Consider the following 14,542-nt stretch of genomic DNA (forward strand, 5'->3'; position numbering starts at 1 on the left):
TGCCTGTTTTTTCTTTTTCGCATAGTTTTTGACCACATGATTCAATTTAAAAACATTTCAAAACACTATCAGCTCAAAGGGCAGACACTGCGCGCGCTCGATCAGATCAATCTCGAGATTCCTGAAGGCAGTATCTTTGGCATTATTGGCTATAGTGGCGCAGGTAAAAGTACGTTAATTCGTTTGATCAACTTGTTGGAACGCCCAACTGAAGGTCAGGTTATTATTCATGACAAAGATTTTACTGCTTTAGATGCGCGTGCATTACGTCAAGAGCGTGCCAATATTGGCATGATTTTCCAGCATTTCAATTTGCTTGAAACCAAGACGGTAGCAGAAAACATTGAAATGCCAATGAAATTACTCGGCGTCAGTAAAGAAAAGCGTCAGGCTCGTTTAGATGAACTGCTGTCATTTATTGATCTGGGTCATAAGAAAAATGCCTATCCTGACGAACTTTCTGGTGGTCAAAAACAACGTGTCGGGATTGCCCGTGCGCTTGCCAATCATCCTAAAATTTTGCTGTGTGATGAAGCAACCTCTGCACTTGACCCACAGACCACGCAATCTGTCTTGGCTTTATTGAAAAAAATCAATAAAGAACAAAATATTACGATTGTCATGGTCACCCACGAAATGGATGTGATCGAAAGTGTCTGTGATTATGTTGCAGTCATGGAGTCTGGAAAAGTCATTGAAACTGGTAAAACGGTTGATATTTTCAGTAAGCCACAACAACCGACCACCAAAAACTTTATTCAGACTGTGCTACAGCAACAATTGCCACGCAATATTCTCAAGCAGCTTGAGCATCAGCATGAACACAGCATTTATTGCTTACAGTTTTTAGGTCACTCGGCACAGCAACCTGTGATTCAAGCCATGATCAAACAGTTTGATATTAGTTTGAATATTTTGTTTGCCAACATGACTGAAATTGACGGTACAGTGATTGGTCAGATGTTTGTACAAATTTTGGGAGATGTTGCCATCGTCACTCAAGCAACAGACTACCTCAAACAGCAAGGGGTTGAAGTTCGTCAGCAAGGAGAACAATCATGAGAGACTGGATTGTACAATGGTTGACTGAAGCAACTCAGCCATTCTGGCACAGTTCTTTAAGCATTGACCAATTCGTCACTGCTTTGCAAGAAACCTTTCAAATGGTGTTCTTCTCCCTGATTTTTGGTGGAATTTGGGGTTTGATTCAGGCGATTGTGCTCTTGGTTACGCGCCCAGCAGGCATTTTGCCAAACCCTGTGATTTTTCATGTACTCAACCCGATTGTAAATGCCTTGCGTTCATTACCATTTATTATTTTGCTGATCGCAGTGATTCCATTTACCCAGTGGCTGGTGGGAACATCCATTGGTACGTGGGCAGCGATTGTCCCCCTCACCATTTATGTGGGCCCATACATGGGACGCCTAATCGAAACTTCATTGCTTGAAGTCAATGAAGGAATTATCGAATCGGCACAATCAATGGGTGCAACACCTTGGCAAATCATTTTCAAGTTTATTTTACCTGAAGCACGTAGCTCCCTGATTTTAAACATGACCACTGCCACCATTAGCCTGATTGGTGCAACAGCGATGGCAGGTGCAGTTGGTGCAGGTGGAATTGGTGACTTAGCCATTTCTTATGGTTATCAGCGCTTTGACAGTAGTGTTGTGATTTTAACCGTGATTGTGTTGCTGATTTTGGTTCAAATTGTGCAAACACTCGGCACTTGGCTTGCCAAATTGCGTTAAATCCATGCTATAAATAAAAAATGCCATCCAATGATGGCATTTTTTATACGTGATGATTAGAAACGGTAAATCACACCCACTTTGGCGGAAGGCAACCATTTGTATTTATCTTCATTGGCGATTTGATTTTCCTGTGCTTTTAAATCATTCTGGAACTGTGCATTGGTTCCTCCTGAATTGACCGTTGCATTTGATGTCAACGTCACTGCTGGGTTATCGGTATAATAAGCACCAACCTCTCCAAACACTCCCCAATGTTCGTTCAACATCGGACGCATACCAATCCCGACATATGGGGCAATCTCGTTTTTGTATTTCATTTTGCCTGTAATATTGCCAGTAATGTTGTATTTGGTGTCATTCACCGTGACATTACCATTATTGGATTTTGAGGTCAGTTTGTAATCATCGTCTAAATAAGCGACTCCTGCTGCAACATAGACTGATTTAGCAAAGTGATTACTGCTTGCTCCCCAAGGGTGCATTTCGGCATTTAAATAGACGTTATTGTTGTTGTCCTGATTAAGATCATATTTAGTCCCATGACTCTTGATGTCATTACGCCAATTAATATGTCCACCGTTATATCCTAAGCTCACACCTACATAGGGGTTCACATCCCATGTCAATGCACCGCCATAACCTGTAGTGCCTGCTTCGGCACGAAACGAAGTCGGCAAATAAGTTTTATAGGTATTTCCTGGTTCAATAATCACTGGCTCATCTGCCATTGCAGTTCCTGCAATTGAAACCAGTGCTGAGGCAACTAGAATCTTCTGAACTTTCTTCATAAGGGTTCTCCTGACAAATCGTGAATTCACACGAGTTGTGTTGCTATTATGGCTGGACATATTAGGCTGAAAATGGATGATTTTTATGCCAAATTTGCTGACTTTATGTTATTTTTTAATCCATTTTTTCAAAAAATTCCAATAAAAATATTAAAAAATCATTTTAAATCAAAAAGATGTAATTTTATTTATATACATAAAATAACTAAATCACACAGATCGTATTTTCCCCAGCTGCACCATGATACCGTTTTTTCTGAAATCTTGGTTGTTTTGCTATTTTTTTCAAACGCAAATACTCATTTTTAGTGTAAAATCGTTGTAATTTTTTGAGCATAATTTTGGGATAAGCATATGTCTGAGCTTGCTACAATTATTGAACAAGCCTTTGAAAACCGTGCTAACTTTACCGCAGCAGACTGTCCTGCTGAAGTTCGCGCTGCTGTTGAGCAAGCGATTCAAGGTTTAGACAACGGTAGCCTTCGTGTTGCAGAAAAAATTGAGGGTGAATGGATTGTTCACCAATGGTTGAAAAAAGCAGTGCTTTTATCATTCAAATTGAATGATAACAAACCAATCGAATCTTGCGACCTTCGTTTCTACGACAAAGTTGACACTAAATTCAAAGGTTGGACTGAAGCGCAATTTAAAGAAGCTGGCGTACGTGTTGTACCACCAGCAGTTGCACGTCGTGGTAGCTTCCAAGCGAAAAACGTCGTGCTTATGCCGTCTTATGTGAACATCGGTGCATACGTTGACGAAGGTACAATGGTTGACACGTGGGCAACTGTCGGTTCATGTGCTCAAATCGGTAAAAACGTACACTTGTCTGGCGGCGTTGGTATCGGTGGCGTATTAGAGCCATTACAAGCAAACCCAACCATCATTGAAGATAACTGCTTCATTGGTGCGCGTTCTGAAATCGTTGAAGGCGTGATCGTTGAAGAAGGTTCTGTGATTTCAATGGGCGTATTCATTGGTCAATCGACTAAAATTTATGACCGTGCAACAGGCGAAGTTCATTACGGCCGCGTTCCAGCAGGTTCAGTGGTTGTAGCAGGTAGCCTTCCATCTAAATGCGGTACTTACAGCCTATATGCTGCAATTATCGTGAAAAAAGTTGATGCCAAAACTCGTGCAAAAACCAGCTTGAATGATTTGCTTCGCGACGAGTAATCTCTAAACTGTTGCGGAACTTAAATTGTTCCTCGGAGCTTTAGTCGCTCCCCGTCTCTACGGTTGTAAAATCGTAGAGATTTTTGTTTTTTTAAATACTGTGGTTATTTTGCTATGAATCCGCTTCGCTCCTCTCAGATTCCTGTTACAGATCCTGCTGCAGGCTTACGTATTACCGAGATTTTCTATTCACTGCAAGGTGAAGCGAATACCGCAGGATTGCCCACGGTTTTTATTCGTTTGACAGGCTGTCCGCTGCGCTGTACCTATTGTGACACCACCTATTCATTTGAAGGTGGCGATCGCTGGTCGCTAGACAAAATTATTGAAACTGCTCAAGCCTATCAAACCCCGTATATTTGTGTGACTGGTGGCGAGCCACTGGTACAGCCGAACTGCATTACCTTACTGGATCGCTTATGCGAATTGGGTTTTGAAGTGTCTTTAGAAACCAGTGGCGCGTTAGATGTCAGTAAAGTCGATCCGCGCGTATCTAAAGTCCTCGATTTAAAAACACCAACTTCAGGTGAGGCACACCGCAATTTGCTCAGTAACCTAGATTTGCTCACAGTCAAAGATCAGATCAAATTTGTGATTTGTAATCGTGAAGATTATGAATGGTCAAAACAACAGGTTGCAGAGTATCAACTCCAGCAGAAAGTCAGTACCATTTGGTTCTCCCCTGCTTTTGCTGTCGAAAAAGGCAATGCCAAATTGCCACGCTTTGCCCGTGATCTGGCACAGTGGATTTTAGATGATCACTTACCTGTACGCTTTCAGTTACAACTACATAAATTGTTGTGGCAGGATGAAACAGGTCGTTAAATAGACTTCTTTCATCATGGTTTACACCCTCTTTACTTTTATCCTTGAGCAAAATTGAAATATATTTCAATGCAGCGCAAGAGAAATAAAATGGGGTTATGAAAAAAGCCTAATCATTAATTTTTGGAGAATGAATATGCGCCCTCGCGCCATAGTTTTATTATCTGGTGGTTTAGACTCAACGACTTGTTTAGCTTGGGCGCAAGCACAATATGACTGTATTGCCCTGAGCTTTCAATATGGACAACGTTCAAGCACTGAACTTGACGCAGCTAAAGCTCTAGCACAACGTTCAAGCGTAGAACATCGCGTTATCAATATTGATTTGGGTAATCTTGGTGGCTCGGCACTGACCGACCATAACATTGCTGTTCCAGAACAGGCTCAGGAAGGTATTCCTGTGACTTATGTTCCAGCACGTAACACGATTTTCTTGTCTTATGCGCTTGCTGCTGCTGAAGTTTTCGGTGCCGAAGCCATTGTGATTGGGGTAAATGCTGTAGATTACTCAGGTTATCCTGACTGTCGCCCTGAGTTTATTGAAGCGTTTGCACAACTTGCAAGCCTCGCGACCAAAGCAGGGGTTGAAGGAAAACCACTTAAAATTGAAACACCTCTGTTACATTTATCTAAAGGGAATATAATACGTTTAGGTCTTGAACATGGTGTAGACTACAGTCAAACAGTGTCTTGCTATCAAGCGGACGACCAGGGGCGTGCTTGTGGTAAATGCGATAGCTGCCGCTTACGTAAAGAAGGTTTTGCTCAAGCAGGCGTTGAAGACCCAACACGTTACGTACCTCAATAAAAGGCAGGTTATATGAAATTATTGAATTCAAAACTGATTGTTTCTACTCTTTTTTCTGCATTGGCGTTTACAGCAACAATGTCTCATGCAGCACAAGATCCGTCAAAAAGCACCAATGTTCGTGCAACGCTAATCAGCAACTGTAAAGAAAGTGCAGGTAAAGGCGGTAAACTGACTGCAGCAGAAACCAATAAGTTTTGTACATGCCAAGTCGATGCTGAAGGTCGCTTGACCAAAGCCCAAGAATGGCAAATTATCAGCACAGTCAACCAGAAGAAAAGCCCAAGCTCACTTCCTTTTATTCAACAACAAAACAAAGCCGTTCAGTCTTGTTTTGGCCCACAGTTGACTACAAAGTTAAAATCTTTGTCTGAAGAAGCCATGAAAAATGCGCAACAAGCAGAACAAAAGAAATAAGACATCACAGTTAAGTGATTCAATCAACTAGCCACATCATGTGGCTAGTTTTTTATGGAATCACCGATTTTCAACGAAAAGATAGACCATAAATATGCAAGCGCTGCCATGGAATACCAACGCCCAGAACACAAAATTTGTCGCTTCTTATAGTGGAGGTAAAGACAGTAGCCTTGCTCTCTTTCAGGCCATGCAAATGGGTGAAGCGATAGGTTTAATTGTGATGCTAGAAGAACAAGGGCTTAAGTCACGTTCACATGGCATGTCATTCGACATTATCCATGCGCAAGCCGATGCCATCGGGCTGCCTATTTTTACCGCTTCAGCAACATGGCAAAGTTATGAAGCACAGTTTATTCAACTGCTTACTCAGCAAAAAGCATTGGGTGTAGATGTTTTAGTCACTGGTGATATTGACTTACTCGGTCATGCAGAATGGAATCAATCCGTCTGTGATAAAAGTCAGTTAAAGCTATGTATGCCGCTATGGCAAAAACCCCGCCTAGATATTATTCATGAATTTATAAACTTAGGTTTTCAAAGCGTTATTGTTACGGTGAACCTAGATTTAGGTATGACAGTTGAAGATCTTGGGCGAGTTTTGACTACCCAGTATGTAGAAGAACTTTGTGGGCGTGGCATTGATCCCTGTGGTGAAGCGGGTGAATTTCATACCACAGTCATTGATGGTCCAATCTTTAAAAAGCCACTTTCAATTCGCAAAGGTGATATTCTGTATCACAACAATTATGCGTTTTTGCCCCTTACATTAGAACATTATGAAATTTAAGGACAGATGATGACCGACAGCATTCAACTTCCAAATCAAGCCTTTCCTGCAACAACAGGTGAAATCAACTTAGCTGAAGTTGCATCAGAATGGTTGATTGTTTATTTTTATCCAAAAGATTCAACACCAGGCTGTACCACTCAAGCAGTTGATTTTTCTTGTATTCAAGATCAGTTTACTGAGCAAGGTGCAACGATTTTTGGGATTTCACGTGACTCAGTAAAATCTCACCAGAACTTCACTGAAAAGCAAGCACTCAAAATCAATCTGATTAGTGATAAAGAAGAAATTTTATGCCAACACTTCGATGTCATTAAAGAAAAAAATATGTATGGCAAAAAAGTCATGGGCATTGAACGCTCAACTTTTATTTTCCATAACGGCAAGTTAGTGAAAGAATACCGTAAGGTCAAAGCTGCAGGTCATGCCGAGCAAGTACTTGCCGATCTTAAGGCACTCAAAGCTGCATAAAAAATAATAGCTAGCGGTAATGCTAGCTATTTTTTAAAAACTGCTACTGTCTTGTCGTGTAAAACGCTGTTTTAGCTCACTATAAACAGGCGTTGTTTGAAATTGCTGTAAAAACTCAATCGTACCTTGCGGAAAATACTGGGTTTGAATTTCACCACGATAATAAGCTTCACGCATTGGTGTTGCAGAAATCGAATTTTTTAAACTTTCTAGCTCGACCAAGGTCCAGTCTGGAAATAGTTGTAAATAGTATGATGAATCATCTTTAAAGTGACCAATCAGTCCAATGCTTGCCTGCACTGGTGTATTGGCTGCGACAAGGTCTTTGACCAACTTCACCCATTTTTGATCATCATATACATCAACAACATGCACAAAAACAATACGCTGTTGATCTTCCTGAGAAAAATTCGACAAGATCATCTGTTCACGTTCTTGAGCAAGAAACGGGTTTTTGATACTGCGCTCGGCTTGAGCCGAACCTAAAGCAATAATCACCTTCTGACTTTGTTGTAGTGCAATCTGAATAGTCTGCATATGCGCCAGATGAAATGGTTGAAAACGCCCAATGAAAACAAGATAATCAAAACGATACATCATAGGATATCAATAATTAAACCAAAGGATGGTGAAGTGCAATGATAAAGAATCAGCGTGAAGCATAACAATTTACCCTGTAAAAATCACCAAATACTGCAAATAAAGGATATGAATAATGACACTCACTTGTTTAACACAACCCCATCAGCATTTACAGGCAAGCCTTGAACATGGCGTACTAACCATTGCCATTGACCGTGCAATTGCTAAAAATGCGATTTATAGTGGGCTATATTTATGGATTGCTCAAGCTTTAGACCAAGCCAATGCCAGTGATGAAGTTCGTGTAGTTGTTTTACGCGGCGCAGGCGATGACTTTACCGCAGGCAATGACATGCAGGATTTTTTAGATTCCCTGCAAAATCCAGCCAGCAGCAGTGCGGCAGAACAACCTCCTTTTGTCTTGCTCAAATCTGCAGCCAAACTCTCTAAACCGCTGATTGTTGCAGTAAAAGGTGTAGCGATTGGTATTGGCGTAACACTTCTGTTGCATGCAGACTTGGTCTATGCTGATGAATCTGCTGTGTTTCAATTGCCATTTGTCAGTCTTGGGCTATCACCAGAAGGTGGCGCAAGCAAACTTTTGCAACAACAAGTTGGCTATCATCATGCCGCAGAACTGTTGCTAACCGCACAAAAATTCAATGCACATACTGCTGAAAAATTTGGCTTAATCAATCAGGTTTTTTCTAATGAACATCTGCGCGCACCATTTCATTTAATGACCTTGATGGAACATCATGATGTTTATGATTTTGCGAATGAAACAGCGAAAAATATGGCAAAACTTCCAATTGCATCGCTTAAGCAAACCAAAGCACTCATGAAACAGAACCTGCCTGAAATTTTGACGTGGATCGATGAAGAAGCTGAAATTTTTATGCAACGGGTCAAATCACCTGAACTGCATGAAGCGGTCAATGCTTTTTTGGAAAAGCGCGAAGCTGATTTCTCAAAATTCAACTAAATAGCCTCTTTAGGTAGCTCTTTCCTGAGCTGCCTATTTATACAATACACAATCCTACATGCAACTGCGTGTAGAATAGCAGATAATATTTTCTGATTTTTTGTTGTGATATTTAAAATATGGACACTACGAAAACCACAGCCAAAGCTCGTTACCATGAGGCTGCACTTGATGATATTGACGTCAATCAATTTAAAAAAGTCATCGAAAGCCGCCGTTCAGTGCGTAAATTTACCGATACGCCTATTCCTGATGAAATTTTAGATGAATGTTTAGACCTTGCATTACTTGCACCTAATTCTTCAAATTTACAGCCGTGGATGTTTTATGTGGTGCAATCGGCTGAGAAAAAAACGCAACTGGTTAAAGCCTGTATGGGGCAACTGGCTGCTCGAACTGCGGCTGAATTAATTGTATGCGTGGCACGTACAGATCGTATTGATGAAATGGCAAAGAAAAATCTCAGTCAGTTTCCAATGCCTAAAACGCCAAAAGCAGTGCAGCAATACTATCGCTTTATTGCCTATAACTACAAAACAGGGCTGTTCAACAGTATTGGTAACGTCAAAAAACTGGCTTTTAGCGTTGTTCGCCAATTTATCCCTCTGCCTGTCACTGCATTTAGTCCTGAAGACCGTAAACTTTGGGCTGTTAAAAGCACTGCCCTTGCCTGTGAAAATTTAGTTTTAGCGCTCCGTGCTTATGGTTTTGACAGTTGTATGATGGAAGGTTTTGATGAACCTCGCGTACGTAAAATTTTACAACTGGGTGATGAAGAATATCCTGTGATGGTCATCGGTGCTGGGCAACGTGCCGAAGATGGTGTGTTCTTTCCACAATACCGTTTTGAACGCGAGTTATTTGTTCAGAAGGTTTAATACAGCTCTTGCCTATCGACTTTCCAATTATTCGATACACGCAAGGCGACATGGATGTCGCCGTTTGATTGTGGTACATGGATGTGCCATCAATCAAACAGAGGGCTTTTGTTACTTTTCGCCCATGAAAAGTAAAACCTTATCAATACAAAATCATTTCTAAAGTTCATTCGTGATCATAAAAGTGATTCAAATATCCAAAATTTGAATAAACTCAAAAGCAGGTTCTTCATACGGATGACTGGCTTGTAAAGCTTGAGCAACCTGCTTGGCCTGTGCTTCAGGAACGATAGTTTCTACACGCCATTCTTCAAGTTGTTCGAGCTGATCGAGTTGCCCTAAAAATGGGTCTGCACCTTTTACAGGTTTAAACTGCCCAATGCCTTTAACCTGCCATGCACACTGTTCATAGTTGCCTATTCCACCTGCACCTGCAGCAAAAATGGCTTGTTTGGTTGACTCAAGATGGCTTTCAGGAACGTAATAGATGAGTTTGAGCATAAAGTTTCCATTTTAAAATATTGAATATCTATCTGTTATAGAAATAACTTTTCAAAAACTGATCTGTATTATATGTAATATTCAATAAACTGTTCTTTTCATCACACCAAACTAAATGAGGGAAACAGTATCCATCGCGTTCTTGCTTATATTCTCGCCCGCGAATTGCAACCAACTTAACTTTGACACGATAATAATCTCCATACATAGCATGTCGTTGTGAGATTAAATGATGAAAGTCATATTGAATAATAATTTTTGCTGATTGTAGCTGCTCTAAATCTAGATTATTTTTATCTAGATAAAAATTTAAAAGCTCAGATAATTTCGACAATAATTGCCTCGATCTCTGATTTTTTATATTTGATGTTTGCTTGAGTATATCAAGCTCAATTTCGCACATGTCTTCTATTAAGCAATCTGTATATAGAACTCCTAGCCCCCAAAACCCATTATAATCATGATAACGATTTATTATTTTTTCAGCTAACACATACGCAATATCTTTAAATTTTTTCATTGTAATTTTATAAAAAACTTTTCATTAACTAATTTTACCACAAAGAAAAAGCCACCTTACGGTGGCTTTTTCAACTTGATTAAATCAATGATTAACCAATAAATTTACGTGCGTTACGGAACATACGTAACCATGCACCATCCTCAGTCCAGCCTTCTGGCGCCCAAGAATGCTGAATCGCACGGAAGTTACGCTCAGGGTGCGGCATCATAATTGTCGCACGACCATCTTTAGACGTTACGCCTGTAATCGCATCTGGCGAACCGTTCGGGTTCAATGGATAATGCTGAGTCGGCTGACCAAGGCTATCCACATAACGTAAAGTCACTTGATGCCCTGCTTGCAAGCTTGCCAAGTTTTCAGCACTTGCCACAACACGACCTTCACCATGCGCAACTGCGATTGGTAAAATCGAACCGTCCATATCTTGCAACAATACCGAAGCTGATTTTTCTACACGAACATTGACTGCACGTGCTTCAAACACTTCAGAAGTGTTACGGTGGAAACGAGGCCAAGCATCCGCACCCGGAATGAGTGGTGCAAGTTGTGAAATCATCTGACAGCCGTTACACACACCTAAAGTGAAGGTATCGTCACGGTGGAAGAATTTCTCAAACTGGTCACGCAATTTCGCATTGAACAAGACTGATTTTGCCCAGCCGCCACCAGCACCCAGTACGTCACCGTAAGAGAAGCCACCACAAGCCACTAAGCCTTCGAAGTCATTTAAGTCAACTCGACCCGCAAGCAAATCACTCATGTGAACATCGACTGTGTTAAAGCCAACTTTATCAAATGCAGCAGCCATTTCAGTTTGACCATTGACACCTTGTTCACGCAAAATCACCATGCTTGGACGGCGTAAATTAATGAACGGCGCTTCTACAGGTTCATTTAAGTCATATGTTGGCTGTGCAATCAAACCTTTGTGGTTTTTATCTGCAATCAATGCAAACTCTTGATCAGCAGTTTCAAAGTTGTCACGTAAACGCTGGATTTGATGTGAAACTTCTGCCCATGCCTGTTGCAATTCTGCACGGTCTAAATTTAAGCCATTGATGCTTAACTGGTCGCTGTTATTCACTTGACCGACCACAGTAATTGCATCTTTCAGGCTTGATGCTGTAACTTCAGCTTCAAGCGCTGCCCAGTCAGCCGCTTTGATTTGTACAACCGCACCAATTTCTTCAGCAAACAGGCTTTCGGTGCTTTGGTTTTCCAAAGCCACACCCAAGCGTGAAACAAACATCATTTCAGCTACAGTTGCCAACAAACCACCATCACCGATGTCATGGTAAGCCTGAAGTAAACCACGGTTGTTCCAGGCTTGAACTAATGCAAAGAATGCTTTGAAATCATCAAAACTGTCTACGTCAGGTGTCACTGAACCGATTGCTTTATAAACTTGAGCAAGGATCGAACCACCTAAACGGAACTGACCTTTTGACAAATCAATACGGACAAGCACTGAATCATCTAAGTTTTTCAATTCAGGAGTCAATGTTTTACGAACATCCAAGACTGGCGCAAATGCAGTAATAACACCTGTCATCGGTGAAGTCACAGCTTTATCAACGCCTTCATCTCTCCAAGTGGTACGCATTGAAAGTGAGTCTTTACCAACTGGAATCGCGATACCCAATGCAGGGCACATTTCCATCCCGATTGCTTTAACACCTTCAAACAAGGCTTGGTCTTCACCTTTTTGTCCAGCCGCAGCCATCCAGTTCGCAGACAACTTAATGTCGCTGATCTGTTCAATATTGGCACACATGATGTTTGAGATTGCTTCAGCCACTGCTAAACGTGCAGATGCCGCTGGGTTAAGTAATGCAACTGGTGGACGTTCGCCCATTGCCATCGCTTCGCCTGTATAACCTTCAAGGCTTGTGGTGGTGACTGCTGCATCAGCAACAGGAACCTGCCAGCGACCAACCATCTGGTCACGTGCAACCATACCTGTAATTGAGCGGTCACCGATGGTAATCAAGAATGATTTAGATGCAACAGTCGGGTTTTTCAAGACACGGAAAATCGCATCTTTCAAATCAACTTTAGATGCATCAAACTCGTTACCTTGACGTTCGATGGTTTCGTAAGAACGTTGCATACGTGGCGTGCCACCCAACATCACTTGCATTGGGATGTCGACTGCCTTGTTCTCAAACAATGGATCTTCAACCGTTAAGTGACGCGCTTCTGTCGCTTCACCCAGTACTGCAAACGGACAGCGTTCACGCGCACAAATTGATTCAAACTGTGCCAACGACTCTGGACGGATCGCCAAGACATAACGTTCTTGTGCTTCGTTTGACCAGATTTCCATTGGGCTCATGCCTGGCTCAAGTGATGGAATCTTACGTAAGTTCAACACTGCACCCAACTCATGATCATTCACCAGTTCAGGCATTGCATTGGATAAACCACCCGCACCTACGTCATGAACAGAAACGATTGGGTTAAAGTCTTCTAAGCGCCAGCATGTGTCAATCACTTCCTGACAACGGCGTTCCATTTCTGGGTTTTCACGTTGTACCGAAGCAAAGTCAAGGTTTTCACCCATCGTACCGCTATCTACAGAAGATGCTGCACCACCGCCAAGGCCGATCAACATGGCAGGACCACCAAGTACAATCAGTAAATCACCTGGTTGAATCGCATCTTTCTCGACATGGTCAGGACGAATGTTACCGTAACCACCTGCGATCATGATTGGTTTATGGAAACCTTTCACTTCACCATTAACATTTTGTTCAAATGTACGGAAGTAACCGTTCAGGTTTGGACGACCAAATTCGTTGTTAAACGCGGCGCCACCCAAAGGACCTTCGATCATGATTTGTAATGGCGATGCCATACGTGAAGGTTTGCCGTAGTTGTATTCCCAAGGCTGTTCAAAACCAGGAATGTTCAGGTTAGATACCGTAAAACCTGTTAAACCTGCTTTTGGCTTACCACCACGACCTGTCGCGCCTTCATCACGGATTTCACCACCTGAACCTGTTGCCGCACCTGCAAATGGAGAAATTGCAGTCGGGTGGTTGTGGGTTTCCACTTTCATGAGGATATGAGCAGCTTGGCTCTTGTATTTATAAATGTAATGACCTGTTGCTGCGTCTTGTTTTGGATAAAAACGCATCGTGTCATAACCAACAATCACCGAAGCATTGTCTTTATATGCTGACAACACATCATTTGGTGATTCTTTATAGGTATTTTTAATCATTTGGAACAAAGACAATGGTTGTTTTTCACCATCAATTGTCCATTCAGAACCAAAGATTTTATGGCGGCAATGCTCAGAGTTGGCTTGAGCAAACATCATCAGTTCGATGTCGTTCGGGTTACGACCCAATTTAGTGAAAGCTGCTGTCAAGTAATCAATTTCTTGATCTGACAATGCAAAACCAAATTCTTGGTTGGCTTGAACTAATGCTTCTTTACCTTGACCCAAAATATCAATTGCATTTAGTGGTTTTGGTGCAGTCTCTGAAAATAATGCTTGAGCATCCTCAATCTGCTCAAACACAGTCTCGGTCATGCGGTCGTGCAATACCAGCTTTACAGCTTTTGAAACATCACTTACGCCTTTTAAAGTAAATAAAAGACCACGTTCTAAGCGGTGTACAGGCGTATTACAGTTTTTGAAAATATCGGTAGCTTTAGATGACCACGGTGAAATTGTGCCAACCCGCGGAGTCACCAAAATTTGAACTTCATCGGCTGCAACTTGACGCAACTCGAAAGACTGACCATCATTTAAAAGTTGTAAAGCTGACTGATATTGCTGCTCGTTGAGCGCTTGATCAAACAGATAAACCCATTGGCTATCAAAAGACTGAACAGAACTAATTGACGTCAAACGTGATAATAGTTGAGTTTTCTTAAAAGAGGAATGCGCTGAGGCACCGGCCACGATAAACATGTTGATTTTAGCTCCACGGGCTTGTCTTTAATGACGTTACCGCAATGTGACTTAGAGAGAGCGCATATTCTACTGTGAAAAGCCAAAATCAGCTAGATCAAGAAATAAGATTCTGT

Annotated in this window: 15 protein-coding genes; 10 read left to right on the forward strand and 5 right to left on the reverse strand. The window is 41.6% G+C overall.

All coding sequences use genetic code 11. The annotated features are described in order from the left end of the window. Nucleotides 1-36 precede the first annotated feature (36 nt). Nucleotides 37-1,062: a methionine ABC transporter ATP-binding protein gene (locus tag E0H77_RS03775; RefSeq protein ID WP_131375139.1), complete on the forward strand. Its 1,026-nt coding sequence runs from the start codon at nucleotides 37-39 to the stop codon at nucleotides 1,060-1,062. Then, nucleotides 1,059-1,754, forward strand: coding sequence for a methionine ABC transporter permease (locus E0H77_RS03780; protein ID WP_131375141.1), 696 nt, complete (start codon nucleotides 1,059-1,061; stop codon nucleotides 1,752-1,754). The genes E0H77_RS03775 and E0H77_RS03780 overlap by 4 nt, the downstream gene beginning before the upstream one ends. A 56-nt stretch (nucleotides 1,755-1,810) precedes the next feature. Here E0H77_RS03780 and carO read toward each other — a convergent pair whose 3' ends face one another. Continuing rightward, the gene (carO, locus tag E0H77_RS03785) at nucleotides 1,811-2,545 is read right to left on the reverse strand and encodes an ornithine uptake porin CarO (RefSeq protein ID WP_131375143.1); all 735 of its coding nucleotides are present in this window, start codon (nucleotides 2,543-2,545) and stop codon (nucleotides 1,811-1,813) included. Between the two features lie 354 nt (nucleotides 2,546-2,899). Here carO and dapD point away from each other — a divergent pair, with 354 nt between their 5' ends. The 6 genes from dapD (at nucleotide 2,900) to E0H77_RS03815 (ending at nucleotide 7,032) form a co-directional block, all read left to right on the forward strand. Continuing rightward, nucleotides 2,900-3,721 carry a 2,3,4,5-tetrahydropyridine-2,6-dicarboxylate N-succinyltransferase gene (gene dapD / locus E0H77_RS03790; RefSeq protein WP_131375145.1) on the forward strand — a complete coding sequence of 274 codons (822 nt, stop codon included), beginning with the start codon at nucleotides 2,900-2,902 and terminating at the stop codon, nucleotides 3,719-3,721. A gap of 114 nt (nucleotides 3,722-3,835) precedes the next feature. Further along, nucleotides 3,836-4,546: a 7-carboxy-7-deazaguanine synthase QueE gene (gene queE, locus E0H77_RS03795; protein ID WP_131375147.1), complete on the forward strand. Its 711-nt coding sequence runs from the start codon at nucleotides 3,836-3,838 to the stop codon at nucleotides 4,544-4,546. A 136-nt stretch (nucleotides 4,547-4,682) separates the two neighbouring features. After that, nucleotides 4,683-5,354 (forward strand): 7-cyano-7-deazaguanine synthase QueC, encoded by a 672-nt coding sequence (gene queC, locus E0H77_RS03800; RefSeq protein WP_131375149.1) that lies wholly within the window; start codon nucleotides 4,683-4,685, stop codon nucleotides 5,352-5,354. 12 nt (nucleotides 5,355-5,366) lie between these two features. Further along, on the forward strand, nucleotides 5,367-5,771 hold the full coding sequence (locus E0H77_RS03805) for a hypothetical protein (protein WP_131375151.1): 405 nt from the start codon (nucleotides 5,367-5,369) through the stop codon (nucleotides 5,769-5,771). Between the two features lie 94 nt (nucleotides 5,772-5,865). Beyond that, entirely contained in the window at nucleotides 5,866-6,561 is a 696-nt protein-coding gene (locus tag E0H77_RS03810) for a Dph6-related ATP pyrophosphatase (protein WP_131375153.1), read from the forward strand. A gap of 9 nt (nucleotides 6,562-6,570) precedes the next feature. Continuing rightward, nucleotides 6,571-7,032 carry a peroxiredoxin gene (locus E0H77_RS03815; RefSeq protein WP_131375155.1) on the forward strand — a complete coding sequence of 154 codons (462 nt, stop codon included), beginning with the start codon at nucleotides 6,571-6,573 and terminating at the stop codon, nucleotides 7,030-7,032. Between the two features lie 33 nt (nucleotides 7,033-7,065). Here E0H77_RS03815 and E0H77_RS03820 read toward each other — a convergent pair whose 3' ends face one another. Continuing rightward, nucleotides 7,066-7,629: a nicotinate-nicotinamide nucleotide adenylyltransferase gene (locus E0H77_RS03820; RefSeq protein ID WP_171478315.1), complete on the reverse strand. Its 564-nt coding sequence runs from the start codon at nucleotides 7,627-7,629 to the stop codon at nucleotides 7,066-7,068. A gap of 118 nt (nucleotides 7,630-7,747) precedes the next feature. On the opposite strand from E0H77_RS03820, the gene E0H77_RS03825 reads away from it, so the two are divergent. Together E0H77_RS03825 and E0H77_RS03830 are read left to right on the forward strand one after the other, a co-directional pair. Further along, the gene (locus E0H77_RS03825) at nucleotides 7,748-8,599 is read left to right on the forward strand and encodes an enoyl-CoA hydratase-related protein (protein WP_131375159.1); all 852 of its coding nucleotides are present in this window, start codon (nucleotides 7,748-7,750) and stop codon (nucleotides 8,597-8,599) included. A 119-nt stretch (nucleotides 8,600-8,718) separates the two neighbouring features. Next, complete coding sequence (locus E0H77_RS03830) at nucleotides 8,719-9,477, forward strand: nitroreductase family protein (RefSeq protein ID WP_131375161.1); 759 nt, start codon at nucleotides 8,719-8,721, stop codon at nucleotides 9,475-9,477. 189 nt (nucleotides 9,478-9,666) lie between these two features. Here the strand turns inward: E0H77_RS03830 and E0H77_RS03835 are convergent, their stop codons facing one another. The 3 genes from E0H77_RS03835 to purL all read right to left on the reverse strand — a co-directional run bounded on the left by E0H77_RS03835 (nucleotide 9,667) and on the right by purL (nucleotide 14,426). Beyond that, entirely contained in the window at nucleotides 9,667-9,978 is a 312-nt protein-coding gene (locus E0H77_RS03835; protein ID WP_131375163.1) for a YqfO family protein, read from the reverse strand. A gap of 28 nt (nucleotides 9,979-10,006) precedes the next feature. After that, nucleotides 10,007-10,498: a hypothetical protein gene (locus E0H77_RS03840; protein WP_131375165.1), complete on the reverse strand. Its 492-nt coding sequence runs from the start codon at nucleotides 10,496-10,498 to the stop codon at nucleotides 10,007-10,009. A 91-nt stretch (nucleotides 10,499-10,589) separates the two neighbouring features. Continuing rightward, on the reverse strand, nucleotides 10,590-14,426 hold the full coding sequence (gene purL, locus E0H77_RS03845) for a phosphoribosylformylglycinamidine synthase (protein WP_131375167.1): 3,837 nt from the start codon (nucleotides 14,424-14,426) through the stop codon (nucleotides 10,590-10,592). Between the last annotated feature and the right edge of the window lie 116 nt (nucleotides 14,427-14,542).

The sequence above is a fragment of the Acinetobacter brisouioides genome (genome assembly GCF_004331075.1).
Taxonomy (GTDB): domain Bacteria; phylum Pseudomonadota; class Gammaproteobacteria; order Pseudomonadales; family Moraxellaceae; genus Acinetobacter.